Source organism: Streptomyces sp. SudanB5_2050, from assembly GCF_964272335.1.
Taxonomy (GTDB): domain Bacteria; phylum Actinomycetota; class Actinomycetes; order Streptomycetales; family Streptomycetaceae; genus Streptomyces; species Streptomyces rochei.
In genome coordinates this window covers 4,016,726-4,041,913 of record NZ_OZ186760.1, presented here as the reverse complement: position 1 = coordinate 4,041,913, position 25,188 = coordinate 4,016,726, and the positions used below count along the sequence as shown (strand labels likewise).

Here is a 25,188-nt window from a genome sequence, read left to right as displayed (position 1 = left end):
GCTCACCTGCGGCCCGGCGGACGCACAAGGGTGGGTGCGGCCCGTTCGGGAACAGGCGTGACAGGTGCCCCGGCGAGCGCCCTGCGAACAGCACGTTACCCAGTGCTCCACATTTCTGTGAAACCCCTCCTGACCTGCGTTTTTACTCGGATTTCCAAGTAAATCGGCGAAGTGCGGGAGTTTTACTGGTCACAGCCTCGCAGGGGGCCGGAACAACGGCACGTTATCCCGGCCACCCCGGGCACGGGAAGAGTCGGTGTGTGACACTGAGCGCGTGCGCGAAGACGGAAAAATCCGGGTATTCCTGCTCGACGACCACGAGGTCGTCCGCCGCGGTGTGCACGATCTGCTCTCGGGCGAGCCCGACATCGAGGTGGTGGGCGAGGCCGGCACGGCGGCCGACGCGCTGGCCCGGGTCCCGGCCGCCCGGCCCGACGTCGCGGTGCTGGACGTGCGGCTGCCGGACGGCAGCGGCGTGGAGGTGTGCCGCGAGATCCGCTCCCGGGACGAGTCCGTCCGCTGCCTGATGCTGACCTCCTTCGCCGACGACGAGGCCCTCTTCGACGCGATCATGGCGGGTGCCTCCGGATACGTGCTCAAGGACATCCGGGGCGCCGAGCTGCTGGGCGCCGTCCGGGAGGTGGCCGCGGGCAAGTCGCTGCTCGACCCGGCGGCCACCGCGCGGGTGCTGGAGCGGCTGCGCGACGGCGGCACCCGGACGGACGACCGGCTGGCCGGCCTCACCGAGCAGGAGCGGCGCATCCTGGATCTGATCGGCGAGGGAATGACCAACCGCGCGATCGGTGAACGGCTGCACCTCGCCGAAAAGACGATCAAGAATTACGTGTCGAGCCTGCTCGCCAAACTCGGAATGCAGCGGCGTTCCCAGGCGGCGGCTTTCGTGGCCCGGCTGCAGGCCGAGAACCGCTGAGGCCACGCGGACCGGGAGGCGGACTCTTATTCGGGACTTACGTCCCCTCCTGCCGGGGCGGCCGACTCTGTCCCTCGCCCGTCCGCCCGCGCACAGTGGGGGCATGCCCTCCGACGCACAGCTCGCCGTCGGCCTGCTCGGCCGCACCGCCTACGGCCGGGCGGCCACCACCCTGCGCGCCCTGCCCTTCCTCGCCTTCGCGCGCCACATCGTGGCCGACGGCCGGGTCCTGCTGCGCATGCCGAGGAGCTGCGGGTACCACCGGGTGTGCGCGGGGAGCGTCGTCGCGTACGGCGCGGACAACCTCGCCTCCGCGGCGCCCGGGGAGAGCCTGTGGACGGTGCAGGTCGTGGGCCGGTGCGAGACGTACGAACCCAGTCCCGCCGAGATCGACCGGTTCGGCCCGGCACCGGGCCGGGTGGACGGTGAGCCGTTCGAGCCGGTCTATCTGCGGATCGAGCCGCGGTTCGGGTCGGTGTCCATGACGGAGGAGGGCGCGGGCGCGCTGTGACGGCCGGCGGGGCGGTGTGAAACGCCGCGCGCGCGTGAGGCCCCCTGCGGGGCCGCACGCGCGCGCGGGGAGTGGTTCCGGTCAGCCGCCGCCTTCGCCGCCCGGTGCGGTGGCGCCACCGGTCGGCTCGCCGCCACCGGCGCCGCCGGTCGGCTCACCACCGCCGGTGCCGCCGGTCGGCTCACCGCCGTCCGTGGGCTCACCACCGTCCGTCGGCTCACCGCCGTCGGTCGGCGTGGACGGGTCCGTCTGGCCGTCGGTCGGCTCGCCGGTCGGCTCGTCCGTCGCCGTGTAGGAGGGCGTGTACGACGGCGTGTACGGCTGGTCCCAGTCCCCGCCGGTCCCGCCGTTGCCGTTGTTCTGGCCCGTGCCCGGGTCGGTCGTCTCCTGCGTCTCCTCGTCGCTGGGCGAGGAGCTGGGCGACTCGGAACCGGGGCTCTGCGAGGTCGTCGCCGTCGGACTCTTGTCCGTGTCGGGGCCGCCCTTGCCGCCGTCGTCGTTGTTCATGGCCAGCGCCACACCGGCGGCGATGGCGATCACCGCGAGGACGGCCAGTATCCACAGCTTGCCCCGGCCGCTGCCCTTGTTGCCGTGGTTCTCGAAGCCGCCGTCGTCGCCCGCGCGGTAGCCGCCCGGCAGGATCGGCTGGGGGATCTGCTGGGTGCCGGAGGCGCCGTGCTCGGGGTGCGGCATCACCGTCGTGCCCGCGAGACCGGCGGCGGGCGTGTGCCGGCCGTCGTGCGCGGCGACCGGGCCGGTGTTCCAGGTGCCGGTGTGGCCGCCCTGCTCGTAGAGCATCTGGAGCCCGTACTGGACCAGCCCGCGCATCTCCTCGGCGGTCTGGAAGCGGTCGTCGGGCTCCTTGGCCAGCGAGCGCATCACCAGGCCGTCCAGCTCCGGCGGGCAGGCGTCGGAGGCCTCGGACGGCGGGGTCGGGATGTCCTGGACGTGCTGGTAGACCACCGACAGCGGGGTCTCGCCGGTGAAGGGCGGGCGCAGCGCGAGCAGTTCGTAGAGCAGGCAGCCCGTCGCGTACAGGTCGGAGCGGTGGTCGACGGCCTTGCCGAGGGCCTGCTCCGGGGAGAGGTACTGCGGGGTGCCCATGACCATGCCGGTCTGCGTCATCGTGGTCGACGCGCCGTGCAGGGCGCGGGCGATGCCGAAGTCCATCACCTTCACGGCGCCGTTGTTGGTGATGATGACGTTGGCCGGCTTGATGTCGCGGTGCACGATGCCGTGCTGGTGCGAGTAGGCCAGCGCCTCCAGGACGCCGGAGACGATGATCAGCGCCTGCTCGGGGCCGGGCGCCTCCGCGTTGAGGAGGAGGTCGCGGATGGTGCGGCCCTCGACGATCTCCATCACGATGTACGGCACGGACTGACCGCCGACGAAGTCCTCGCCGGAGTCGTACACGGCCACGATGGCGTGGTGGTTGAGCCCGGCCACCGACTGGGCCTCGCGCGTGAAGCGGGCCTTGGAGACCGGGTCCTCGGCGAGGTCGGCGCGCAGCAGCTTGACCGCCACGGTGCGTCCGAGCCGGACGTCCTCGGCGGCGAACACCTCGGCCATGCCGCCCCGCCCGAGTCTGCGGGTCAGCCGGTACCGGCCGTCGCCGACCAGGCCGCCGTTGCCCCAGTTCTCCGGCGCGTCAGACATACCGCCGCCAGATGCCTCGGGTTCGGACGGGCCCTGGGCGCGCTGCTGCTGTGCCATCAGTCCTCGCCGTCGTTTCTGCCCGCGGTACGCGCGGTGTTGTTACGGTCTCCGTCGGCCACGCTACAGCCTCCGCGCAAGCCTCCGGTCCGAGATGGGCTGCCGGGACCGGCATCGAGACGGACCGGTCATGAAACCCTGGTTCCGTACTGCCGTGCAAATTCCGTGTACCGGCGGTACGCCGGCTGTAACGCTTCCGCGACGCTTCTTTCGCGTACGGTCACGGAACGGGCACCGCGCTTGACGTGTCGGTGCCCTGGGGCAGACTTGGCCGGGAATAGCACTTTCGATCACGAGCGTGCGTGCCGCCGCCAACGGCGCCGACGCCAATGGGGGACGCGGAGACATGAGCCAGGACGCCGGACAGGGCCGGTACGCGGGGCAGGCACTAGCCGGCGGCCGCTACCAGCTGCGCGACTTGCTCGGCGAGGGCGGCATGGCCTCGGTGCACCTGGCGTACGACTCGGTGCTGGACCGGCAGGTCGCGATCAAGACGCTCCACACCGAGCTGGGCCGCGAGCAGGCCTTCCGCGAGCGTTTCCGCCGCGAGGCCCAGGCAGTGGCCAAGCTCACGCACACCAACATCGTCTCGGTCTTCGACACCGGCGAGGACGACCTCGGCGGCATGACGACGCCGTACATCGTCATGGAGTACGTCGAGGGACGGCCGCTCGGCTCGGTGCTCGACGAGGACGTCCGGCAGCAGGGCGCGATGCCCGCCGACAAGGCGCTGAAGATCACCGCGGACGTGCTGGCGGCGCTGGAGATCAGCCACGAGATGGGCCTGGTCCACCGCGACATCAAGCCGGGCAACGTGATGATGACCAAGCGCGGCGTGGTCAAGGTCATGGACTTCGGCATCGCCCGCGCCATGCAGTCCGGCGTGACCTCGATGACGCAGACCGGCATGGTCGTCGGCACCCCGCAGTACCTGTCGCCGGAGCAGGCCCTCGGCCGCGGTGTGGACGCCCGCTCCGACCTGTACTCGGTCGGCATCATGCTGTTCCAACTGACCACCGGGCGCCTCCCGTTCGACGCGGACTCCCCGCTGGCCATCGCGTACGCGCACGTCCAGGAGGAGCCGGTGGCTCCTTCGTCGGTCAACCGCTCGCTGCCCCCGGCCGTCGACGCGCTGGTGGCCCGCGCGCTGAAGAAGAACCCCAACGAGCGCTTCCCGAGCGCCGAGGCCATGCGCGACGAGTGCCTGCGGGTGGCGGCCTCCTTCCAGGCGGCCCCGCCGAGCATCGTGCCCGGCGCGCAGACCTCCAGCGGCGCGGGCGTCGGCTCCGCGGTGTTCCCGCCGGTCGACCAGAGCGCCCCGGCGCCCACCGGCCCGGTCCAGACGCCCTACCAGCCGACGCCGAACCCGTACGGCAGCCCCACCCCCGCGCCCTCGCCGGCGTACGGGTACCCGCAGCAGGGCGGCTACCCGACGCCCGCCGCCTCGCCCTACGCGTCGCAGCACCAGGGCGCGCAGACACCGCCGCCGTACAACCTCACGCCCTCCGCCCCCGCCGGCGGTTCCGGGGGCGGCCGCAAGTCCGGCAAGGCGCTGGTCATCGGCGCGATCACGGTCGCCGTCCTGGTCGTCGGCGGCCTGATCGGCGCGCTGACCATGAACGACGGCGGGGACGACCCCAAGGGCGGGGACCCCACCGCCGGCGGGTCGGCGTCGCCGTCGAAGGCGGCGGGCTACCGCGGGCCGGACACGACGAAGACGATCGAGAAGGACGAGTGCACGGAGCCCCAGGAGTCGTACAACGACCCTGACAAGATCAAGGTGCCGGACTTCACCTTCAAGTACATCGGCTCGGTCAAGGAGTGCTTCCAGGCCGCCGGCTGGACGATGGAGGTCGTCGACGTCGACGAGAACACCTACGGCGAGGGCTCGGTCCGGGACCAGTTCCCGGTGGCCGGCACGGACGTCGACCCCGACAAGATGCCGACGATCCAGCTCAAGGTGTCGACGGGCAACCCGCCGTCCTCCTGATCACGCGCCACGACGAAGGGCCCGGCGGCCGATGCCGCCGGGCCCTTCGTGTCGTCCGGGACGTCGAGGGACGCGTCAGCGGTCCCTAGGTTCTAGAGGTAGGGGCCGCCGGAGCGGCCGCCCGGGTGCGGCTCCTCGCCCTCCTGGCCGACGCCCGGCGGCAGCGCCCGGCGCATCTGCTCCAGCTGGGCCCGTGCGGCCATCTGCTGGGCGAACAGCGTGGTCTGGATGCCGTGGAACAGGCCCTCCAGCCAGCCGACCAGCTGCGCCTGGGCGATCCGCAGCTCCGCGTCGGTCGGGGTCACGTCGTCCGTGAAGGGCAGCGAGAGCCGCTCCAGCTCCTCGACCAGCTCGGGGGCCAGCCCGTCCTCCAGCTCCTTCACCGAACTGGCGTGGATCTCCTTGAGCCGGGCCCGGCTCGCCTCGTCCAGGGGCGCGACGCGCACCTCCTCCAGCAGCTGCTTGATCATGCTGCCGATCCGCATGACCTTGGCGGGCTGCTCCACCTGCTCGGTCACCGGAATCTCCCGGGAGTCGTCGTCTCCCCCGCCGCCGCTGAGCGCCATTCCGTCCTGGCCGACGACCAGGATCTGGGGGTTCTCCGGCGACCTGTCGTTCCTCGGCATCTCCATGCCGCCATTCTCTCGTACCCGTGGGCCTTCCCGTGGTGGTGCCCCCGCCGGGTGTTGATCCACCCTCCGGAAGTTCTCCCGCCTCTGCCGTCCCACCGCTTTCGGCGGCGCCCGGAATGCCGGGAGGATCAGTTGATGTGAGGCTTGTTCCGTCGATTTCCGCGACTGGCGATACTGCGACCGGTCCTCACCGGGAGGGGGTCACGCGCGTGACTCCATGGCTGCGCACCCTGCGAGCGACGGGGCTGGCGGGAGTAATGGGGGCGGGACTGCTGGCGGGGGTTCCGGCGGCGGCGTACGGGGCGAGTGCGGCGTACGGAGCCGGACACGCGGCGGGGTCCGCCGTGGCGCCTCTCCCCTCGGGGCCGGCCGCCGCCTCGGGGAGGCCGTCCGGCCCGGACGGCTCCGGGGACCACGGCTCCGGGGACCACGGTTCCGGGGACTCCGAGGACGACGGCCCCGGGGGAAACGGGTCGAAGAAGGGCGAGGCCGAGGAGGGCGGGCCCCGGGACGACGGGGCGAAGGGGCAGACGCGGCCCCGGGGAGAGGGCGACGGCGGCGGTCCGGGCGCCGACGGCCCCGAGGACCCACGGCCCGGCGACCGGCCGTCCCCCGCCCCGACGGGCAGCGCCGGGCGCGGTACCGCTACACCCTCCGCGTCGCCCTCGGCGTCCGGCGAGGGCACGGCCGACCCGGAGCCCTCCCGGGCCGGCAGCAGGCCGGGGGAGGGACGGCAACGGCCGGGACGGGCCGAAGAGCCCGGCGCCGAGCACGACGAGACGGCCGGGAACGCCGCTCACCGGGCCGGGGACGAGGGCGGGGACCCGGCCGACGAGCCGGCCGGCGCCGTGCCGTCCCGGAACACCGCCCCGGCACCCTCCGCCACCCCGTCCCGGCCGCAGGCCGGCACGCACGCCGAGCAGACCGCCGGCGTGCCGCAGGTGCTGCCGCTCGGCACCGGCCTGGTCCTGGTCGGCCTGGGACTGGCCCTGGCCTTCGTCGGTCTCCGGCTGCGGCGCGGCTGAGCCGGCCGCCCTACGGGGTGACCAGCAGGACCTTTCCGATGTGCCCGCTCTCCTCCACGACCCGGTGGGCGTCGGGGGCCTCGCTCATCGGCAGCTCACGGTCCACGATCGGGCGGACATGACCCCCGGCCAGCAGCGGCCAGACGTGCTCGCGGACGGCCGCCACGATCGCCGCCTTCTCCTCCAGGGGGCGGGCACGCAGCGAGGTCGCGCTGACGGCGGCGCGCTTGGCGAGGAGCGCGCCGATGTTCAGCTCGCCCTTCCGGCCGCCCTGCATCCCGATGATCGCGAGCCGGCCGTTGACGGCGAGGGCCTGGACGTTGCGGTCCAGGTACTTGGCGCCCATGTTGTCGAGGATGACGTCCGCGCCCGCGCCCGCGGTGGCGTCCTTGATCTCGGCGACGAAGTCCTGTTCGCGGTAGTTGATCAGGATGTCGGCGCCCAGTTCGGCGCAGCGCGCCAGCTTCTCCCCGGTGCCCGCCGTCACGGCGACCTTCGCGCCGACGGCCTTGGCCAGCTGGATCGCCATGGTGCCGATGCCGCTGGAGCCGCCGTGCACGAGGAGCGTCTCGCCCGGACGGAGGTGGGAGACCATGAAGACGTTGGACCAGACGGTGCAGACCACCTCGGGCAGCGCCGCCGCCTCCCGCAGGCCGACGCCTTCCGGCACCGGCAGCAGCTGACCGGCCGGCACGGCGACCTTCTCCGCGTAACCGCCGCCGGACAGCAGCGCGCAGACCTCGTCGCCGACGGACCAGCCGGAGACGCCGGGACCGAGCGCGGCGACGCGCCCCGAGCACTCCAGACCGGGGTAGGGGGAGGCGCCCGGCGGGGGGTCGTAGAAGCCCTGGCGCTGCATGATGTCGGCGCGGTTGACGGCGCTGGCCGCCACCTCGACCAGGACCTCGCCCTCGCCGGGCACCGGGTCGGGGACCTCGGCCCAGGCCAGTGCCTCGGGGCCGCCGGGTTCGGAAATCGTGATCGCATGCATGGGGGCGACGCTACTCCCCGGCCGTGGTTCCGGCCCCCGCACCCGGCCGGACCCGGGTCCCGGGACCGAGCCCTCTCCGCCTCTCGGCCGGGACGCCCTCGGACTTCGGGACCATCCGCTCGAAATGCGCGTGCGTCACCGATGAGTTTGCGCGACGGTAAAGGTCTCCCCATGCGTAGCCCAAGAACGCGCAGTCGAAGAACGTCGAAGAACGCGGAAGGACCTCCACGCATGAGTACGCACACGTCCGGACTCGCGATCGAGACGGCGGGGCTGGTGAAGACGTTCGGCGAGACCAGGGCCGTGGACGGTGTCGACCTCGCCGTGCCCGCCGGCACGGTCTACGGCGTCCTCGGCCCCAACGGCGCCGGCAAGACCACCACGGTGAAGATGCTCGCCACCCTCCTGCGGCCGGACGGCGGCCAGGCCCATGTCTTCGGCCACGACGTCGTGCGCGAGGCGGACGAGGTGCGCGGCCGGGTGAGCCTCACCGGGCAGTACGCCTCCGTGGACGAGGACCTCACGGGCGCCGAGAACCTGATCCTGCTGGGCCGGCTCCTCGGTCACGGCAAGACGGCCGCGCGGCAGCGGGGCGATCAGCTGCTGGAGGCCTTCGGACTGACGGAGGCGGCGGCCAAGCAGGTCAAGCACTACTCCGGCGGGATGCGGCGGCGCATCGACATCGCCGCCTCCATCCTGAACACCCCGGACCTGCTCTTCCTCGACGAGCCGACCACCGGACTCGACCCGCGCAGCCGCAACCAGGTGTGGGACATCGTGCGCGCGGTCGTCGCCCAGGGCACGACCGTGCTGCTGACCACGCAGTACCTGGACGAGGCCGACCAGTTGGCCTCGCGGATCGCCGTCATCGACAAGGGCCGGGTGATCGCCGAGGGCACCAAGGGCGAGCTGAAGGCGTCCGTCGGGGCCGGCTCCGTGCATCTGCGGTTGCGGGACGCGGACCAGCGGCCCGAGGCCGAGCGGCTGCTGCGGGACCTGCTGATCGCCGAGGTGCAGCCGGAGCACGACCCGGTGGCGCTGACCGCCCGGCTCGGGGTGGCGGCGAGCGACACGGCCGCCGACCAGGCCGCCAAGGCCCTCGGCGAGCTGGCCCGGGCCGGCATCACCGTCGACAGCTTCTCCCTGGGGCAGCCCAGCCTGGACGAGGTCTTCCTGGCCCTGACCGGACACGACACCGGCCAGGGCACCGGCTCCGGCTCCGGGCCCGACACCGACAGCGACACGAAGGACGAGGTGGCGGCATGAGCACGGCCACGAGCACCGAGAGCAAGGAGCTGTCCGCGGTCAGCACCGAGTCGCTGGCGGCCCTGCTGGTCGCCAAGGAGCGGCCGCCGCGGCCCAGTGCCCTGTCCACGTCGCTGACGTTCGGCTGGCGCGCGATCCTCAAGATCAAGCACGTGCCGGAGCAGCTCTTCGACGTCACCGCCTTCCCGATCATGAACCTGCTGATGTTCACGTACCTCTTCGGCGGTGCGCTGGCGGGCTCGCCCGGCGACTACATCCAGTTCGTGCTGCCGGGCATCCTCGTGATGTCGGTGGTGATGATCACGATGTACACCGGGGTGTCGGTGAACATCGACATCGAGAAGGGCGTCTTCGACCGCTTCCGCTCCCTGCCCATCTGGCGGCCCTCGGCGATGGTCGGGTACCTGCTCGGCGACGCGCTGCGCTACACGATCGCGTCCGTGGTCATGCTGGTCGTCGGACTGCTCCTCGGCTACCGGCCGGACGGCGGCTTCGGCGGGGTGGTCGCCGGGATCGCGCTGCTGCTGGTCTTCTCGTTCGCGTTCTCGTGGATCTGGACGATGTTCGGGCTGATGCTGCGCACCGAGAAGTCGGTGATGAGCGTCAGCATGATGGTGATCTTCCCGCTCACCTTCCTGTCCAATGTCTTCGTCGACCCGAAGACGATGCCGGGCTGGCTGCAGGCGTTCGTCAACAACAGCCCGATCACCCACCTGGCGTCCGCCGTGCGCGGGCTGATGGCGGGCGACTGGCCCGGCACCGAGATCGCCTGGACGCTGGGCTGGGCCGGTGCCCTGCTGCTGGTCTTCGGCCCCGTCACCATGCGGCTGTACAACCGCAAGTAGCCACCGTGAGCAGCCCGTCCGGTACGACGTCGGCGCCCCGCGAGCCCGGTGGCTCGCGGGGCGCCGCGCACCTGGGGTCCTGTCAGTCGCGGGGCAGCGGACGGGCGTCCGGGGCCACGTGGGTGGCCGGCGTCGCCCGCACGATGGTGATCAGACGGTCGGTCAGCTGCAGTTCGCCGACGGCCGGGTCGTCGTAGCCGAGCACCCGGTGCCCGCGCAGGACGCTGACGACCAGATCGGCCACGTCCCGCGGTTTCTTGCCCGCCTCGGACTTTATGACCGGCCGCTCGACGAGGTCGAGGCCGCTGCCCTGGCTGATCAGGTCCTCCATGACCATGCCGGCGGCGGGGCTGAGCACCGAGAGACCGAGGAGGCGGCCCGCGGCGCTGGCGCTGGTGATCACGGCGTCGGCGCCGGACTGCTTCAGCAGCGGCGCGTTCTCCTCCTCACGGACCGCGACCACGATCTTCGCGGCGCGGTTGAGCTGCCGGGCGGTGAGCGTGACCAGGACGGCCGTGTCGTCGCGCTGTGTGGCGATGATGACCTGCTTGGCCCGGTACAGCTCCGCCCGGTTGAGCACGTCACTGCGCGTGGCGTCGCCGACCACGCCCGCGTAGCCGTGGGCCGTCGCGGCCTCGATGGCCTTGCCGCTGGGGTCGACCACGACGACCTGCTCCTTGCGCAGCCCGGTCGCGCAGACGGTCTGGATGGCCGACCGTCCCTTGGTCCCGAAGCCGACGACGACGGTGTGATCGCGCAAGGTGGACCTCCAGCGGTTCAGGCGCCACTCCTCCCGAGTGCGCTCGGTGAGGGCTTCCAGCGTGGTGCCGACCAGGATGATCAGGAACAGCACGCGCAGGGGCGTGATGACGAAGATGTTGGTCAGCCGGGCGGCGTCGCTGACGGGGGTGATGTCGCCGTAGCCCGTGGTGGAGAGGGTGACGGTGGCGTAGTAGAAGGAGTCGAGGAGGTCGACGGAACCGTCGGAGTTGTCGTTGTAGCCGTCGGCGTCGGCGTAGACGATGAAGGCCGTCACCACCAGGACCACCAGGGCCAGGGAGAGCCGCTTGCCGACCTGGCGGATCGGGTGCTCGACCAGCTTCCTCGGGAGTTTCACCCGGTGGGTCACGAGGTGTTCGTCCGCCTGGCGGGCGATCGCGTCCTGGCCCGGAAGTTTCACGTGAAACACACTCCGATTCCGCCGGTGGTCCAGGGCAGGTCGAGCACTTCGGTCTCCTGGCCGCTCCGCGCACCGCCCGGGGGCACGACGGCCAGGGCGTCGGCGGCGGCCATGCCGCGCAGCATGGCCGGGCCGTTGTAGTGCAGGGGCGCGGCCCGGTCACCGCGCAGGACCACGGGGACGAGCCGCGTGTCGTGCGGGTGCCCGTGCACGCCGTCGTCCAGCGGCAGCGTGTAGGGCTCGGGCGCCGGGCGGGCGGCGAGGGTGCGCAGCAGCGGCTCGGCGAGGGTGAGCAGTCCGGAGACCGCGGCGAGGGGGTTGCCGGGCAGGCCGACGAGGTGCTGGTCCTCCTTGAGGCGCGCCAGCAGCATGGGGTGGCCGGGGCGCACCTTGACGCCGTCCACCAGGAGGTCGGCTCCGACGCGCTCCAGGACGGGGTGCACATGGTCGACGGGGCCCGCGGCGGTGCCGCCGGTGGTGACGATCAGGTCGGCGTCGGAGGCCGTGACGGCGCGGTGCAGGGCCCCGGCGTCGTCCCCGATCCGGCAGACCGTGCGGACGTCGGCGCCCAGGGCGCGCAGCCAGGGCGGCAGCATCGGGCCGAGCGCGTCCCGGATGAGGCCGTCGTGCGGCAGCCCCCCGGTGAGCAGCTCGTCGCCGAGGACCAGGACGTCGACGCGGGGCCGGGGGACCGCGGTGAGGGTGTCGTACCCGGCGGCCGCCGCGAGGCCCAGCACGGCGGGCGTCACCACGGTGCCGACGGGCAGCAGGTGGTCGCCGCCGCGGCACTCCTGGGCGCGCGGGCGGATGTCCTGGCCGTGCACCACCTCGCGGGTCGGGTGCAGACGTCCTCGTTCGTCGGTGCGGCCGTGCTCGCTGCGCAGCACCGCGGTGGTCTCCGCGGGGACACGGGCGCCGGTGGCGATGCGGACGGCCTCTCCGTCGGTCAGGGGGTCGGGCTCGGCGTGGCCCGCCAAGGCGCCCTCGTCACGCACCGTCCAGGGGGCGGGACCGGAGACCGCCCAGCCGTCCATCGCGGAGGTGTCGAAGGAAGGCAGGTCGGTCAGGGCGGTGAGCGGGGCGGCCAGGGTGAGGCCGAGGGCCGCGTCGAGGGGCGCGTGGACGGGGTCGCGGCGGGCGGCCCGGACGGCGGCGCGGCCCGCCCGCTCGGCGATCGCGCGGGCTTGTGGCCACGGGGTCGCGCGGTGGCGGGAGTCGCCGGTGCGGTGGGGGGCACCGGAGTCGCGGGGACTTTGGCGGCGCGGGTCGCCCGAGGGCGGGGTCTGCGCGGGCGCGGCCGGCCCGTCGGGGGCGCCGCGCGCGGGGCCGCCGTTCTCCTTCACGAGGGCGAGCGCCTCCTCGACGTCGAGGTCTTCGGCTTCCTCGCCGGTCCGGGTGCCGGGGGAGGACATCAGGCGTCCGGGCGGGTGTCGGGGGTGGCGTCGGGAGCCACGTCGGGCTCGCCCGCCGGGCTTTCGGCGGCCGCCGCCTCCTGCGCCCAGCGCTGGGCGAGGGCGGCCGCCTTGCGGGCGGTCTCGGCGACGGCCTCGGTGCCGCCCCCGGCGCGGCCGGCCGCATAGCCGACGAGGAAGGTGGTCAGCGGTGCCGCGGGCCTGGCCACCCCGTGCGCGGCGTCCCGGGCGAGGTCGAGCAGGAGGCGGGTGTCGACGTCGAGGTCGATGCCCAACTCGTCCTTGGCTGCGGAGATCCATTCATCCAACACGTGACCATGCTCCCTGATGCGTGCCCTTGCGGCGGCGATGTCGTCCCAGGTGTCGCAGTCGAAGGAGGCGACGGCGTCGGGGACCCGGACGATGCGGAGTGCGCCGGTGAGCCGGCGCAGGGGCAGCCCGGCGAGGTCCGCCCGGCTCGCCCCGTCTGCCCGCTCCCGGGTGAGCGCGGCCAGTGCGCGGCGCAGCGCGGTCGCGCGGTAGGCGGCGACGAGGGGCTGGTCCCGGCCGTCGGCGTCGGTGACCAGCGCGCCGTCGGCGTCGCTCGCGGCGAGGGCCGACAGCAGGCGGCCGACGGTGGTCCCGGCCAGGAACGGAAGGTCGGCGGAGAGGACCACGACGTGCTCGGCCGTGGTGCGGGCGAGGCCGGCGGCGAGGGCGGCCAGCGGTCCGCCGCCGGGCGGGTCCTCTCGCGCCCAGGTCACCGGGCGGGCGGTGGACCGCGGGTCGGACACGACGACGGTGGTGCGCGCTCCGGCGCAGGCGGCGAGCACCCGGTCCAGCAGCGCCCGCCCGCCCACGCTCAGGCCGGGTTTGTCGGCACCGCCGAGCCGCCGGGCGGCGCCACCGGCGAGCACGACGGCGTCGTACCCGGCGCCGTGGGCGCCCGGCGCGGGCTCGGTGCCGGCGCCGGGGGCACCGGAGGGCTCGTACGCGGTCACCCCCCGAGTATGCGTCCCTGCGCGATCACAGGGAACGTGGGGGAGCCCGCGCGATCAGTGTGGGGGCGGCGGCACCACCGACGGCGCCGCTGCCACCGGCGTCACAGTGTCCGCAGGAGCACCGCCGGTTGTTCCACGCAGTCCGCCACGTACCGCAGGAAACCGCCCGCGGTGCCGCCGTCGCACACCCGGTGGTCGAAGGTCAACGACAGCTGCACGACCTGACGCACCGCCAGCTCGCCCTCGTGCACCCAGGGTTTGGGGACGATGCGGCCGACGCCGAGCATGGCGGCCTCGGGGTGGTTGACGATCGGTGTGGAGCCGTCGACGCCGAAGACCCCGTAGTTGTTCAGGGTGAAGGTGCCGCCGGTCAGTTCGCCGGGGGTCAGCCGTCCCGCGCGGGCGGCCTCGGTCAGCCGGGCGAACTCCGAGGTCAGTGCCTCGGCGTCCCGCGCGTGCGCGTCCCGCACCACCGGGACGACCAGTCCCCGGTCCGTCTGCGCCGCGAAGCCGAGGTGGACGTGGTCGAACCGGACGATCTCCCGGGCCTGGGTGTCGACCGTGGAGTTCAGCTCGGGGAAGCGGGCCAGGGCGGCCGTGCAGATGCGGGCCAGCAGGGCGACCAGGGAGATCTTCGGTCCGCTCGCCGCGTTCATGGCGGCGCGGGCACGCATCAGCTCGGTCGCGTCGGCGTCCACCCAGCAGGTGGCGTCCGGGATCTCGCGCCGGCTGCGCGCGAGCTTGTCGGCGACGGCGCCGCGCACCCCCTTGAGCGGGATGCGGACGTCACCCGGCGGCACCGCGGACCCGGCTGACCCGGTGGCCCCGGTGGCCACGGCACCCGCGGTGGCCGCGAGGGCCTGCTCGCGGACCGTTCCGTCCGGGTGCGCGCCGGCCTCCCGCGCCGCACGGCCGCCCTGGGCCGCGGCGGCGCGCAGGGCGTACTCCACGTCCGCCCGCAGGATCAGTCCGTCCGGTCCGGAGCCGGTCAGCTCACGCAGATCCAGGTCGTTCTCCCGGGCGAGCCTGCGCACCAGCGGGGAGATCACCGGAACCGGTCCGTCCACCGGCTCGGCGGCACGCACCCGGCCGTTGGCCCGCCCGGGCACCCCCGCACCGGACGACCCCGCGCCCGCCGTCCCCGAACCGGCCGTCCCCGAACCCGCCGTCCCCGACCCGGCCGTCGCCCCGGACGCGCGCCCCTGCGGACGCACCCGGCGCCGACGGGCGGGTGCCTCCGAGGTGCCGTACCCGACCAGGACGTTGCCCGAGCCCTCGGACCGCCGCTCCCCCGCGCCGGGCTGTTCCCCGGCCCGCGCCGCACCGCCGTCGGTGCCCGGGTCCGCCGCCGGGCGGTGGCCCTCGGCGCCCTCGCCCACCGCCACCGTCAGCAGCGGCGCCCCGACCGGCAGCTCCGCGCCCTCCTCGCCGAAGCGGGCGGTGACCACGCCGCCGTAGGGACAGGGCACCTCCACCATCGCCTTGGCCGTCTCGACCTCGACGACCGGCTGGTCGACGGCGACGACGTCGCCGACCTGGACCAGCCAGCGCACGATCTCGGCCTCGGTGAGCCCCTCACCGAGGTCCGGGAGCTTGAACTCCAGCACCTGTGCCATCAGCTTTCGGCCTCCCACTGCAGGCGCCCCACGGCGTCCAGGATCCGGTCCACACCGGGCAGGTGGTGACGCTCCAGCATGGGCGGCGGATACGGGACGTCGAACCCGGCCACCCGCAGCACCGGCGCCTCCAGATGGTGGAAGCAGCGCTCCGTGACCCGGGCCGCGATCTCCCCGCCCGGGCCCCCGAAGGAACCCGACTCGTGGACGACGACCGCGCGTCCCGTCCGCCGCACCGAGGCGCACACCGTCTCGTCGTCGAACGGCACCAGGGAGCGCAGATCGACGACTTCGAGGTCCCAGCCCTCGGCCCGGGCCGCCTCGGCCGCCTCCATGCAGACGGCCAGCGACGGCCCGTACGTGATGAGTGTGGCGCTCCGGCCGGAGCGACGCACCACCGCGCGGCCTGTCGGTTCAACGGGCGTCGGCTCCTCGGGGTTCCAGGCGTCCTTCGACCAGTACAGCCGCTTGGGTTCCAGGAAGACCACCGGGTCGTCGGAGGCGATGGACTCGCGCAGCAGCCCGTAGGCGTCGGCGACGGTCGCGGGCGTGACGACATGGAGCCCCGGAGTCGCCATGTAGTACGCCTCGGACGAGTCGCTGTGGTGCTCGACGCCGCCGATGCCGCCGCCGTAGGGGACGCGGATGGTCAGCGGCAGGGGCATCCTGCCGCGCGTGCGGTTGCGCATCTTGGTGACATGGCTGACGACCTGCTCGAACGCCGGGTAGGCGAAGGCGTCGAACTGCATCTCCACGACCGGCCGCAGCCCGTACATCGCCATGCCCACGGCGGTGCCGAGGATGCCGGCCTCGGCGAGCGGGGTGTCGGTGCAGCGGTCGTCGCCGAACTCCTTGGCGAGTCCGTCGGTGACCCGGAAGACGCCGCCGAGGGTGCCCACGTCCTCGCCCATGACGTGGACGCTCGGGTCGGCGGCCATGGCGTCGCGCAGCGCGCGGGTGAGGGCCTGCGCCATGGTGGCCGGCTTGACGGCGACGGTGGTCATCGGTGTCCCCCTTCGGGCGCCCCGGACGCGGCGCCGGTCTCCGCCTCGGCCTCCGCCGCCAGCTCCGCCCGCAGCAGCTCCCGCTGCTCGCGCAGTTGCGGGGTGGGCTCGGCGTAGACGTGGTCGAACAGGTCCATCGGGTCCAGCTCGGGGTCCTGGTTCATGCGGGCGCGCAGGTCGGCGGCCATCGCCTCGGCGCCCTCGCGGACGGCGGCGACGCCCTCCTCGTCGAGCAGGCCGCGCTCGGTCAGCTCCCGCTCCAGCAGCTCGATCGGGTCGTGCCGGCGCCAGGTCTCCACCTCGGCGTCGCCCCGGTAGCGCGTCGCGTCGTCGGCGTTGGTGTGGGCCTCCACGCGGTACGTGATCGCCTCGACCAGCGTGGGGCCGCCGCCCGCGCGGGCGCGCCGCACGGCGTCGGACAGGACCTCGTGCACCGCGGCCGCGTCGTTGCCGTCGACCAGGCGGCCCGGCATCCCGTAGCCGACGGCCTTGTGGGCCAGCGACGGGGCGGCGGTCTGCTTGGCGAGCGGGACGGAGATCGCGAAGCCGTTGTTCTGCACCAGGAAGACGACCGGCGCCTGCCAGACGGCGGCGAAGTTCAGCGCCTCGTGGAAGTCGCCCTCGCTGGTGCCGCCGTCGCCGACCATGGCCAGCGCGACCACGTCGTCGCCCTTGAGGCGGGCGGCGTGGGCGAGGCCCACGGCGTGCGGCAGCTGGGTGGCCAGCGGCGTGGACAGCGGCGCGACCCGGTGCTCGTAGGGGTCGTAGCCGGTGTGCCAGTCGCCGCGCAGCAGGGTGAGGGCCTCGACGGGGTCGACGCCGCGGGAGACGACGGCGAGCGTGTCGCGGTAGCTCGGGAAGAGCCAGTCGCGCTCCTCGAGGGCCAGCGCGGCGGCGACCTCGCATGCCTCCTGACCGGTGCTGGAGGGGTAGACGGCCAGCCGGCCCTGCTTGGTCAGCGCCGTGGCCTGCGCGTTGTAGCGGCGGCCGTGGACCAGCCGGGCGTACAGCGTGCGCAGCAGCTCGGGGTCGGCCTGCTCGGCGGCCTTCGTGCCGAGGACGCGGTACGGCTCCGCGTCGGGCAGCAGCGGCGCGGGGTCGGTACGGGGCTGCCAGGCGGGCGGCGGTGTGGGCCGGTACGCGCCCCGCTGCTCCATGACCGTCATGACGGCACCTCCTCGTGGGAGCGGCTTCGGACTCGCCACGGGTGTGACGGGCCTCACCTACCGATTGTTCGGTCGCCGGCACATTTTGGCTACACGCGACCCCAGGCTGTGGACAAACGGTTCTCCACAGCCTGAGATGGACGCAGTACGTCCATCGTGGGAAGGCGGGGGGACATGGCAGCTGAACAAATGGCCGAACGCCCGGACGGCGACGGCGCCCCCGAGGACCCGGCCGCCCCGCCCCCGCGCCCGCTGGACGCCATCGACCAGGACATCCTGCGCATGCTCCAGGCGGACGGCCGCGCCTCGATACGGTCGGTCGCCGAGCGGGTCCACGTCTCGCGCGCCAACGCCTACGCCCGCATCAACCGCCTCGTCGAGGACGGCGTCATCCGAGGCTTCGGCGCCCGCGTCGACCACGAGCGGGCGGGGCACGGCACCTCGGCGTACATCACCCTGAAGATCGTCCAGAACACCTGGCGCACGGTCCGCGCCGAGCTGCGGCAGCTCCCCGGCGCCTCCCACATCGCCCTGGTGGGGGGCGACTTCGACGTCCTGCTCCTGGTGCACACCCCCGACAACCGGGCCCTGCGCGAGCTGGTGCTCACCCGCCTCCAGGCCATCCCGGAGGTGCTCAGCACCCGCACCCTGCTGGTGTTCGAGACCGAGGACCTGGAGCCGCAGGGCTGACCGTCGCGGCCACGGACGGGTGGCCGCCTCAGGTCGCCTTGCGCAGCCCCCCGAACACCAGCCGCGCCACCGCGTCGACCACCTCGCGCTCGCCCGCGCCGCCGCTGCCGCCCCGGCCGTCGGGACCGTCGGGCCGGTACCACTCGACGATCGAGTTGATCATGCCGAAGACCAGGCGGGTCGCCAGCCGCACCTCCACGTCGGCGCGCACGTCCCCCTCGGCCGCCGCCGCCCTCAGCAGATCGGCCACCCGGTGGTCGAACTCGCGCCGCCGCTCCAGCGCCCACCGCTCGGTGCCGGTGTTGCCCCGCACCCGCAGCAGCAGCGTCACGTACGGCAGTTCGGCCATCAGCACCTCGACCATGCGCCGCACGACGTACTCCAGCCGCTCGGCGGCGGGCCCCACGCGCGCCTGCTCCTCGTCGAGGATGCCGAAAAGCTCGTCCAGGGCCCGGCTCACGGCCCGGCGCAGCAGCTCCTCCTTGCCGGTGACGTGGTGGTAGATCGACGACTTGGAGATGCCGGCCGCCTTGGACAGGTGCTCCATGGAGGTGCCGTCGTAGCCGCGTTCGATGAAGACCTGCACGGCGACGGAGAGCAGCGTCTCGGGCGTGTAGGTGTCGCGCTTGGCGGTGGTCATGAGGTGCCGCCCTCCTGCTTGTCGCAGGCGTACGCGTGACGGTAGAGCGCCAGGGAGGGCGCGTACCGGCCCGTGGGCGCGCACGCGTGCAGGTTGTCGAGGAGTTCGCAGGCCCAGCCGCCGCCGAGTCTGCGGCTCCATTCCAGCGGGCCGAGCGGGTAGTTGACGCCCAGGCGCATCGCGGTGTCGATGTCCTCCTCGGTGGCCACGCCCTTGGCGACCGCCTCCACGGCGAGGTCGATGATCCGCGCCACCGTGCGCGCCACGATCATCCCGGGTACGTCGCCGATGACGCTGACCTTCTTGCCGAGCGCCTGGAACAGGCCGGTGGCCTGGGCGACGGTCTCCGGTGAGGTGGAGTGCGCGGCGGACAGGGCGACGCGGGTCGCCGCGCGGTAGTCCAGCGCCAGGTCGAAGTAGACGACGTCCCGGAACTCGACGGAGGTCTGCCCGTCGGCGAGCACCAGCTGTCCCCCGCTCGGCAGGACGAAGCGGGTGCCCTTGTCCTCGTCCTCGTGGCGCACCTCGATCCCCGCCTCGCGGACCATCGCGACCAGCTCGGCGGCCGGCCCCAGGCCGCCCTCGACGACGACGTACGCGGGCGGGTCGGCGGGCTCGGCGGTGTGCGGCTCGGGCCGCCGGGCGCCGTCGCGGTAGTCGTACCAGCCCTGTCCGCTCTTGCGGCCGAGCCTGCCGGACTCCACCAGGCGCCGCTGGGCCAGCGACGGCGTGAAGCGCACGTCCTGGAAGAACGCCTGCCACACGGAGTGGGTGACGGACTCGTTGACGTCCTGCCCGATGAGGTCGGTCAGCTCGAAGGCGCCCATCCGGAAGCCGCCCGACTCGCGCAGCACGGCGTCGATGGTGGCCGGGTCGGCGCCCTGGTCCTCGTGGATCGCGAAGGCCTCGGCGTAGAAGGGGCGGGCGACGCGGTTGACGATGAAGCCGGGGGTGTCGGCGCAGGCGACCGGGGTCTTGCCCCAGGCGCGGGCCGTCTCGTACGCGCGGGTGGCGCAGGCGACGTCGGTGGCGAAGCCGGAGACCACCTCCACCAGCGGCAGCAGGGGAGCCGGGTTGAAGAAGTGCAGGCCGACGAAGCGGCCCGGGACGCGGAGCGCGCCGCCGATGGCGGTGACGGACAGGGAGGAGGTGTTGGTGGCGAGCAGGCAGTCGTCGCCGACGACGTCCTCCAGCGCCCGGAACAGCTCCTGCTTGACGTCCAGCCGCTCCAGCACCGCCTCGACGACCAGGGCGCAGTCGGCCAGCTCGGCCAGGTCCTCGGCGGGCCGGAGCCGGGCGCGGGCCGCGTCCCGCTCGGCGCCGGTCAGGCGTTCCTTCTCCACGAGCCGGTCGAGCCGGGCGCCGATCGCGTCGGCCGCCTCCCGGGCCCGGCCGGCAGCGGCGTCGTACAACCGCACGGGGTGGCCCGCGACCAGCGCCACCTGGGCGATGCCCTGACCCATGGTGCCGGTGCCGACGACGGCGACGGGGCTGCTGAGGTCGAGTGCTGTCATGTGCGCGATCCTCCCGCACGGGGTTTTCCACAGATGCGGCGGTCCCCCTTGTCCCGACCGATCGTTCGGTTACTCTAGCCGTGTCCGCCTGTTTCCGCCCAGGTTTCCCCCAGGTCCCGGACATTCGACACGGAGTCGACAGCGCGTCCGGAAGAGACGAGGAGTTGGTCCCGCATGGCCGCCGAACTCACCGCGCACCAGCTGATCGACCGGCACCGGCCGACCCTGGACCAGGCGCTGGAGACGATCCGCACCCGCGCGTACTGGTCCCCCCACCCCGAGCACCCCAAGGCCTACGGGGAGAACGGCAGCCTGGACACGGCCGCGGGCAAGGCGGCCTTCGACGCCCTGCTCGGCACCCGCCTCGACCTCGGCCAGCCCGGCACCGACGGCTGGGTCGGCGGCGAGGTCTCCCCGTACGGGATCGAGCTGGGCGTGGAGTACCCGCACGCGGACCTCGACGTGCTGCTGCCCGCGATGAGGGCCGGGCAGCGGGCGTGGCGGGACGCGGGAGCGGAGGCCCGCGCGATGGTCTGCCTGGAGATCCTGAAGCGGATCGCGGACCGCACGATGGAGTTCGCCCAGGCGGTCATGCACACCTCCGGGCAGGCGTTCATGATGGCGTTCCAGGCGGGCGGCCCGCACGCCCAGGACCGCGGCCTGGAGGCCGTGGCGTACGCGTACGCGGAGCAGTCCCGCACGCCCGACACGGCCGAGTGGACCAAGCCGCAGGGCAAGCGCGACCCGCTGGCGCTGACCAAGCGGTTCACGCCGGTCCCGCGCGGTATCGGCCTGGTGATCGGCTGCAACACCTTCCCGACGTGGAACGGCTACCCGGGCCTGTTCGCCTCCCTCGCCACCGGCAACGCGGTCCTGGTCAAGCCGCACCCCCGCGCGGTGCTGCCGCTCGCGCTCACCGTCCAGGTCGCCCGCGACGTGCTCGCCGAGGCCGGCTTCGACCCGAATCTGGTCGCGCTGGCCGCCGAGCGCCCCGGTGAGGGCATCGCCAAGACCCTGGCCACCCGCCCCGAGATCCGGATCATCGACTACACCGGCTCCACCTCCTTCGGCGACTGGCTGGAGGCCAACGCCCGCCAGGCCCAGGTCTTCACCGAGAAGGCCGGCGTCAACACGGTGATCATCGAGTCGACCGACGACTACCGGGGCATGCTCGCCAACCTGGCGTTCTCGCTCTCCCTCTACAGCGGCCAGATGTGCACCACCCCGCAGAACCTGCTGATCCCCCGCGACGGCATCCGCACCGACCAGGGGGCCAAGACCTACGACGAGGTGACCGCCGACCTCGCCCGCGCCGTCGACGGCCTCCTCGGCGACGACGCCCGCGCGAACGCGCTGCTCGGCGCCCTCGTCAACCCGGACGTCAAGGCCCGCCTGGAGGCCGCCGCCGGACTCGGCGAGGTCGCCCTCGCCTCCCGCGAGGTGGCCAACCCGGAGTTCCCGGACGCGGTCGTGCGCACCCCGGTGATCGTCAAGCTGGACGGCGCCAAGCCCGCCGACGAGGCCGCCTGGACCAGCGAGTGCTTCGGCCCCGTCTCCTTCGCCGTCGCCGTCGACTCCGCCGCCCACGCCGTGGAGATGCTGCGCCACAGCGTCCGCGAGAAGGGCGCGATGACGGTGGGCGCGTACACGACCGACCCGGAGGTCGAGGAGTCCGTGCGGGAGGCCTGCCTGGAGGAGGCGGCCCAGCTCTCCCTCAACCTCACCGGCGGGGTGTACGTCAACCAGACGGCCGCCTTCTCCGACTTCCACGGCTCGGGCGGCAACCCGGCGGCCAACGCCGCCCTGTGCGACGGCGCGTTCGTCGCGAGCCGCTTCCGGGTGGTGGAGGTCCGCCGGCCCGCCTAGGACCGCCGGTCAGGACACACGCGGTGCGCCCTCCTGGGCGCTCCAGTGGTACAGCGTCATGGCGACACTGGTCGCCAGGTTGTAACTGGAGACCTGGGGGCGCATCGGCAGCGCCACCAGGTGGTCCGCCCGCGCGCGCAGCTCCCGCGACAGCCCGCTGCGCTCGGAGCCGAAGGCGAGCAGCGCGTCGTCCGGCAGCTTCAGCCCGCGGAGGTCCTCGCCCTCGGGGTCCAGCGCGAACAGCGGCCCGGACGGCAGCTCGGCCACCTCCAGTCGCTCCACGGCGGTCGCGAAGTGCAGCCCCGCCCCGCCGCGCACCACGGTGGGGTGCCACGGGTCGAGCGTCCCGGTCGTGACGACACCGGTGACCCCGAAGCCGGCGGCCAGCCGGATCACCGCCCCGGCGTTGCCCAGGTTGCGCGGCTGGTCCAGCACCACGACGGGCGACCGGCGGGGCGTGTGCGCCAGCGCCCGCAGTCCCGCCTCTCGCGGGGGCCGTACGGCGAGGGCGGCCACCGCGGTGGGGTGCGGGCGCGGCACGAGCGAGGCGTACGCCTCCCGCGTCACCTCGGTCAGCAGCCCGTCCAGGACGCCCCGCACGTCGGGCGCCAGTTCGTCGGCGAGGGCCAGGGCCGCCGTGCGGTCGGCCGTGACGGCCACGGGGACCTCCGCGCCGAAGCGCAGCGCGTGCTTGAGGGCGTGGAAGCCGTCGAGCAGCACGCACGGGCCGGCGTACCGGCGCCAGACGGCGAGCGGATCGGGATCGGTCATGCCCGGAAGCCTACGTGCGCGCGCCGGGGGTCCCCCTCGTCCCCGGCCCCCGCACCGGCGGCCCCGTCGGAGCCGGCCCGCGGACCGGGCACCGCGGCCGCGCCGCCGGCTCCGTCCTGCTTCCCCCGCGCCCGCCGGCCCGCCAGGCGGCCCGGCAGCCGGTCCCGCCCGCGTGCCGCCCAGCCGCCCAGCCGGCGCAGGAAGGAGGTCGGCAGGAAGACCGCGTCGGCGGCGATCATCGCCAGTGAGAAGAACGGCAGCCCCAGCACCACGGCGATCACCGCGTGCTCGGTCATCATCACGGCCAGCAGCACGTTCTTGACCCGCCGGTTGAACAGCGTGAACGGGAAGGCGACCTGCACGACGACCGTGCCGTAGGTGATGAGCATGACCATCGTGCCGCTGGACGACAGGGCGTCGGAGAGCGCGGGCCACGGCGAGAAGTAGTCCAGGTGCAGCGGGTAATAGACCGCGGTGCCGTCCTGCCAGCGCGAGCCCTGGATCTTGTACCAGCCCGCCGTCGCGTAGATCAGACAGGCCTCGGCCATGATCACGACCAGGGCGCCGTTGTGCACCACGTTGGCGACCACGTCGAGGAGGATGCGCGGCTGGCCGTCGCCCACACCGTTCCCGGTGCCGCGCCCCACGGCCCACCACAGGCCCTGCGCCACCCACACCGTCCACAGCAGCGCCGGGACGAACCAGTCTCCGTCCAGCCCGCCCGCCAGGGTCACCGTGAGCAGCAGGAACCCGAACACGCACCACAGCACCGGCCCCACCCGGTCGGCGACCCGCTCGCCGCGCGCCCGGGCCTCGTCCGCGCGCCGCGCCCGGCGGGCGTCCAGCGACCAGACCCGGCCGCAGCGGGTGAGGACGAGGTAGATGCTCATCAGGTGCAGGACGTTGTCGCCGCCGTCCCCCATGAAGACGCTGCGGTTCTGCAGCGAGAGCACGCCGACCATGAAGAGGACGGACATCGTCCGGGTGCGCCAGCCCAGCAGGAGCAGCACGCTGCTGAGGACGGCCAGCGCGTAGACGATCTCGAACCAGGCCCGCCCGTCCGACCACATCAGCGCCGTGAAGGCGCCGTTGTCCGCGATCAGCTGCTCGGCGAGGTCGTGGCCCCAGGGGCTCTCCGGGCCGTACAGCTCGTGCCGGTGGGGCAGTTCGCGCAGCAGGAACAGCAGCCAGGTGGCGCTGAAGCCGATGCGGATCACGGCCGTCTGGAAGGGACCGAGGGCCGCGCCGGTGACGCGGGCGATGCCGCGGGTGACGGCCGGGAGAACGCGGTTCACGCGGCGCCCTCCCGCGGGTCGCCGGAGCCGGACACCGTCCACCAGGGCAGCTCGCGCACGGTGGGCCGGTCGGAGACCTTCTCGCCGCTCCACGAGGGCGGCTCCACGTTGGTGGTCCGGGAGCGGTACTGGACGCGCTCGACCACTCCGCCGGGTCCGGCGGCGTCGTTGCGTTCCAGGCGCAGGACCGCGATGCGCCGCAGATAGGACTCGGAGAGCGTGCCGCGCAGGCCCACCGCGCGGTCGTCGGAGTCGTGGGTGGCGACGAAGAAGTCCCAGGCGCGCCGCAGTTCGTTCTGCTGGGTGTGGCTGGGCACCGGATTGCCGTCGATGGCCCGGCCGTCCTCGGCGGACAGGTCGTACCAGCCGGTCGTGCGTATCTCGCCGTCCGCCGTGCTCACCTCGGCGCGGACCTGGACGGAGATGTTCTGCTGGAGGGGGTTGGGGGCGAAGAGCTTCCAGTTCTGCTCGAACTCCGGGAAGACCCACTCGTCCACCGCGGCGCCGTGCTGCTTGGTGAGGGTGTTCGACGGCGCCACGTGCAGGAAGACCAGCCCCAGGTGGGCGCAGACGGCGACGGCGACGACCGCGAGGGCGACCAGGGCACCGACCTGGTAGCGCGGGGAGAGCGCGGCGACACCGGTCGGGAGTTCCACCGGCTCCACGGGCTTCACCTGCTCCGCGGTGGCGGCCGTGGCCGGCGCGGTCCCGGACGCGGACGCGGGCTCCGCGGTCCCCGCCGAGGGACCGGACTCGGCCGCGTCCCGCACCGGACCGGACTCGGCCGGTCCGCTCACGGGAGGGGGCTCGGCCGTCTCGCTCGGGGAACGGGGGCCGGCCGGCCCGCTCGCGGGAGGGGGCTCGGCGGTCTCCCCGGAGGCACCGCGCACGGCTCCCGGTCCCGCCGCCTCCTCGGGCGCCCCGGAGGCCCCACCGGTGCCGTCCCCGGTGCCCCCGCCGCCCGGTCCGGCCGGGTGCTCCCGCCCGCCCGGCCCCTGCCGGGCGCCCGAGCCTGTGTCGTACGCGTCCATTCCGCCCCGTTCCGGTCCCGATCCTCAATCCGCCCGCCCCGCCGGGGCGTCCGCGCACCACTCGTGCGGCTGCCCGGCGACGTTCGAACGGGAACGGTACTCAGGACCGGCCGCCCGCA

22 protein-coding genes are annotated in these 25,188 nt (G+C 73.7%); 8 read left to right on the top strand and 14 right to left on the bottom strand.

All coding sequences use genetic code 11. The features are described 5' to 3' along the window. The first annotated feature begins 274 nt into the window (after positions 1–274). Together ACFZP7_RS18000 and ACFZP7_RS17995 are read left to right on the top strand one after the other, a co-directional pair. A complete protein-coding gene (locus ACFZP7_RS18000; protein WP_019324776.1) occupies positions 275–931 on the top strand; it encodes a response regulator transcription factor in 657 nt (218 codons plus the stop codon). A gap of 103 nt (positions 932–1,034) precedes the next feature. Then, positions 1,035–1,442 (top strand): hypothetical protein, encoded by a 408-nt coding sequence (locus ACFZP7_RS17995; protein WP_109204639.1) that lies wholly within the window; start codon positions 1,035–1,037, stop codon positions 1,440–1,442. An 81-nt stretch (positions 1,443–1,523) separates the two neighbouring features. Here the strand turns inward: ACFZP7_RS17995 and ACFZP7_RS17990 are convergent, their stop codons facing one another. Further along, positions 1,524–3,155, bottom strand: a complete 1,632-nt coding sequence (locus tag ACFZP7_RS17990) for a protein kinase domain-containing protein (protein ID WP_037899713.1) — start codon at positions 3,153–3,155, stop codon at positions 1,524–1,526. A gap of 346 nt (positions 3,156–3,501) precedes the next feature. Here ACFZP7_RS17990 and ACFZP7_RS17985 point away from each other — a divergent pair, with 346 nt between their 5' ends. After that, positions 3,502–5,145, top strand: coding sequence for a protein kinase domain-containing protein (locus ACFZP7_RS17985; RefSeq protein WP_031017462.1), 1,644 nt, complete (start codon positions 3,502–3,504; stop codon positions 5,143–5,145). A gap of 92 nt (positions 5,146–5,237) precedes the next feature. Here the strand turns inward: ACFZP7_RS17985 and ACFZP7_RS17980 are convergent, their stop codons facing one another. After that, positions 5,238–5,777, bottom strand: coding sequence for a bacterial proteasome activator family protein (locus tag ACFZP7_RS17980; protein WP_030973930.1), 540 nt, complete (start codon positions 5,775–5,777; stop codon positions 5,238–5,240). A 344-nt stretch (positions 5,778–6,121) separates the two neighbouring features. Between ACFZP7_RS17980 and ACFZP7_RS17975 the strand changes: the two genes are divergently transcribed. Next, positions 6,122–6,802: a hypothetical protein gene (locus ACFZP7_RS17975; protein WP_385634793.1), complete on the top strand. Its 681-nt coding sequence runs from the start codon at positions 6,122–6,124 to the stop codon at positions 6,800–6,802. Between the two features lie 10 nt (positions 6,803–6,812). Here ACFZP7_RS17975 and ACFZP7_RS17970 read toward each other — a convergent pair whose 3' ends face one another. After that, positions 6,813–7,793 (bottom strand): NAD(P)H-quinone oxidoreductase, encoded by a 981-nt coding sequence (locus ACFZP7_RS17970; protein WP_385634792.1) that lies wholly within the window; start codon positions 7,791–7,793, stop codon positions 6,813–6,815. A gap of 231 nt (positions 7,794–8,024) precedes the next feature. Here ACFZP7_RS17970 and ACFZP7_RS17965 point away from each other — a divergent pair, with 231 nt between their 5' ends. Then, positions 8,025–9,059: an ATP-binding cassette domain-containing protein gene (locus tag ACFZP7_RS17965; protein WP_385634791.1), complete on the top strand. Its 1,035-nt coding sequence runs from the start codon at positions 8,025–8,027 to the stop codon at positions 9,057–9,059. Further along, positions 9,056–9,904 (top strand): ABC transporter permease, encoded by an 849-nt coding sequence (locus tag ACFZP7_RS17960; RefSeq protein WP_019324769.1) that lies wholly within the window; start codon positions 9,056–9,058, stop codon positions 9,902–9,904. The genes ACFZP7_RS17965 and ACFZP7_RS17960 overlap by 4 nt, the downstream gene beginning before the upstream one ends. Before the next feature lie 82 nt (positions 9,905–9,986). Here the strand turns inward: ACFZP7_RS17960 and ACFZP7_RS17955 are convergent, their stop codons facing one another. The 6 genes from ACFZP7_RS17955 to pdhA form a co-directional block, all read right to left on the bottom strand. Beyond that, complete coding sequence (locus tag ACFZP7_RS17955; RefSeq protein ID WP_031017469.1) at positions 9,987–11,084, bottom strand: TrkA family potassium uptake protein; 1,098 nt, start codon at positions 11,082–11,084, stop codon at positions 9,987–9,989. Continuing rightward, on the bottom strand, positions 11,081–12,496 hold the full coding sequence (locus ACFZP7_RS17950) for a molybdopterin molybdotransferase MoeA (RefSeq protein ID WP_109204636.1): 1,416 nt from the start codon (positions 12,494–12,496) through the stop codon (positions 11,081–11,083). The genes ACFZP7_RS17955 and ACFZP7_RS17950 overlap by 4 nt, the downstream gene beginning before the upstream one ends. After that, positions 12,496–13,476 carry an NTP transferase domain-containing protein gene (locus ACFZP7_RS17945; RefSeq protein WP_210903394.1) on the bottom strand — a complete coding sequence of 327 codons (981 nt, stop codon included), beginning with the start codon at positions 13,474–13,476 and terminating at the stop codon, positions 12,496–12,498. The genes ACFZP7_RS17950 and ACFZP7_RS17945 overlap by 1 nt, the downstream gene beginning before the upstream one ends. 101 nt (positions 13,477–13,577) lie before the next feature. Next, positions 13,578–15,092, bottom strand: coding sequence for a dihydrolipoamide acetyltransferase family protein (locus ACFZP7_RS17940; protein WP_385634790.1), 1,515 nt, complete (start codon positions 15,090–15,092; stop codon positions 13,578–13,580). Continuing rightward, positions 15,092–16,096, bottom strand: coding sequence for an alpha-ketoacid dehydrogenase subunit beta (locus ACFZP7_RS17935; RefSeq protein ID WP_031017477.1), 1,005 nt, complete (start codon positions 16,094–16,096; stop codon positions 15,092–15,094). The genes ACFZP7_RS17940 and ACFZP7_RS17935 overlap by 1 nt, the downstream gene beginning before the upstream one ends. Continuing rightward, the gene (gene pdhA, locus ACFZP7_RS17930; protein WP_109204634.1) at positions 16,093–17,262 is read right to left on the bottom strand and encodes a pyruvate dehydrogenase (acetyl-transferring) E1 component subunit alpha; all 1,170 of its coding nucleotides are present in this window, start codon (positions 17,260–17,262) and stop codon (positions 16,093–16,095) included. Before pdhA ends, ACFZP7_RS17935 begins: the two co-directional genes overlap by 4 nt. A 189-nt stretch (positions 17,263–17,451) precedes the next feature. On the opposite strand from pdhA, the gene ACFZP7_RS17925 reads away from it, so the two are divergent. Further along, positions 17,452–17,952, top strand: a complete 501-nt coding sequence (locus ACFZP7_RS17925) for an Lrp/AsnC family transcriptional regulator (protein ID WP_031017480.1) — start codon at positions 17,452–17,454, stop codon at positions 17,950–17,952. A 28-nt stretch (positions 17,953–17,980) separates the two neighbouring features. Here ACFZP7_RS17925 and ACFZP7_RS17920 read toward each other — a convergent pair whose 3' ends face one another. Continuing rightward, positions 17,981–18,592: a TetR/AcrR family transcriptional regulator gene (locus tag ACFZP7_RS17920; RefSeq protein WP_385634789.1), complete on the bottom strand. Its 612-nt coding sequence runs from the start codon at positions 18,590–18,592 to the stop codon at positions 17,981–17,983. After that, a complete protein-coding gene (locus ACFZP7_RS17915) occupies positions 18,589–20,106 on the bottom strand; it encodes a 3-hydroxyacyl-CoA dehydrogenase (protein ID WP_355514715.1) in 1,518 nt (505 codons plus the stop codon). Before ACFZP7_RS17915 ends, ACFZP7_RS17920 begins: the two co-directional genes overlap by 4 nt. A gap of 174 nt (positions 20,107–20,280) precedes the next feature. Between ACFZP7_RS17915 and paaN the strand changes: the two genes are divergently transcribed. Further along, a complete protein-coding gene (paaN, locus tag ACFZP7_RS17910) occupies positions 20,281–21,972 on the top strand; it encodes a phenylacetic acid degradation protein PaaN (protein WP_385634788.1) in 1,692 nt (563 codons plus the stop codon). A 9-nt stretch (positions 21,973–21,981) separates the two neighbouring features. Here the strand turns inward: paaN and ACFZP7_RS17905 are convergent, their stop codons facing one another. Genes ACFZP7_RS17905 through ACFZP7_RS17895 form a run of 3 tightly spaced genes read right to left on the bottom strand, consistent with a single transcriptional unit; the run spans position 21,982 to position 25,069 of the window. Continuing rightward, entirely contained in the window at positions 21,982–22,743 is a 762-nt protein-coding gene (locus ACFZP7_RS17905) for an RNA methyltransferase (protein WP_127444064.1), read from the bottom strand. Then, positions 22,740–24,038: an HTTM domain-containing protein gene (locus ACFZP7_RS17900; protein WP_385634787.1), complete on the bottom strand. Its 1,299-nt coding sequence runs from the start codon at positions 24,036–24,038 to the stop codon at positions 22,740–22,742. The genes ACFZP7_RS17905 and ACFZP7_RS17900 overlap by 4 nt, the downstream gene beginning before the upstream one ends. After that, positions 24,035–25,069 (bottom strand): DUF5819 family protein, encoded by a 1,035-nt coding sequence (locus ACFZP7_RS17895; RefSeq protein WP_385634786.1) that lies wholly within the window; start codon positions 25,067–25,069, stop codon positions 24,035–24,037. Before ACFZP7_RS17895 ends, ACFZP7_RS17900 begins: the two co-directional genes overlap by 4 nt. Between the last annotated feature and the right edge of the window lie 119 nt (positions 25,070–25,188).

Bases quoted from the DNA above. Each gene is read 5' to 3' on its own strand.
- ACFZP7_RS17995 (WP_109204639.1), top strand. From the start codon at position 1,035: ATGCCCTCCGACGCACAGCTCGCCGTCGGCCTGCTCGGCCGCACCGCC.
- ACFZP7_RS17990 (WP_037899713.1), bottom strand. From the start codon at position 3,155: ATGGCACAGCAGCAGCGCGCCCAGGGCCCGTCCGAACCCGAGGCATCT.
- ACFZP7_RS17985 (WP_031017462.1), top strand. From the start codon at position 3,502: ATGAGCCAGGACGCCGGACAGGGCCGGTACGCGGGGCAGGCACTAGCC.
- ACFZP7_RS17980 (WP_030973930.1), bottom strand. From the start codon at position 5,777: ATGGAGATGCCGAGGAACGACAGGTCGCCGGAGAACCCCCAGATCCTG.
- ACFZP7_RS17970 (WP_385634792.1), bottom strand. From the start codon at position 7,793: ATGCATGCGATCACGATTTCCGAACCCGGCGGCCCCGAGGCACTGGCC.
- ACFZP7_RS17965 (WP_385634791.1), top strand. From the start codon at position 8,025: ATGAGTACGCACACGTCCGGACTCGCGATCGAGACGGCGGGGCTGGTG.
- ACFZP7_RS17960 (WP_019324769.1), top strand. From the start codon at position 9,056: ATGAGCACGGCCACGAGCACCGAGAGCAAGGAGCTGTCCGCGGTCAGC.
- ACFZP7_RS17950 (WP_109204636.1), bottom strand. From the start codon at position 12,496: ATGTCCTCCCCCGGCACCCGGACCGGCGAGGAAGCCGAAGACCTCGAC.
- ACFZP7_RS17940 (WP_385634790.1), bottom strand. From the start codon at position 15,092: ATGGCACAGGTGCTGGAGTTCAAGCTCCCGGACCTCGGTGAGGGGCTC.
- ACFZP7_RS17935 (WP_031017477.1), bottom strand. From the start codon at position 16,096: ATGACCACCGTCGCCGTCAAGCCGGCCACCATGGCGCAGGCCCTCACC.
- pdhA (WP_109204634.1), bottom strand. From the start codon at position 17,262: ATGACGGTCATGGAGCAGCGGGGCGCGTACCGGCCCACACCGCCGCCC.
- ACFZP7_RS17925 (WP_031017480.1), top strand. From the start codon at position 17,452: ATGGCCGAACGCCCGGACGGCGACGGCGCCCCCGAGGACCCGGCCGCC.
- ACFZP7_RS17920 (WP_385634789.1), bottom strand. From the start codon at position 18,592: ATGACCACCGCCAAGCGCGACACCTACACGCCCGAGACGCTGCTCTCC.
- ACFZP7_RS17915 (WP_355514715.1), bottom strand. From the start codon at position 20,106: ATGACAGCACTCGACCTCAGCAGCCCCGTCGCCGTCGTCGGCACCGGC.
- paaN (WP_385634788.1), top strand. From the start codon at position 20,281: ATGGCCGCCGAACTCACCGCGCACCAGCTGATCGACCGGCACCGGCCG.
- ACFZP7_RS17905 (WP_127444064.1), bottom strand. From the start codon at position 22,743: ATGACCGATCCCGATCCGCTCGCCGTCTGGCGCCGGTACGCCGGCCCG.
- ACFZP7_RS17895 (WP_385634786.1), bottom strand. From the start codon at position 25,069: ATGGACGCGTACGACACAGGCTCGGGCGCCCGGCAGGGGCCGGGCGGG.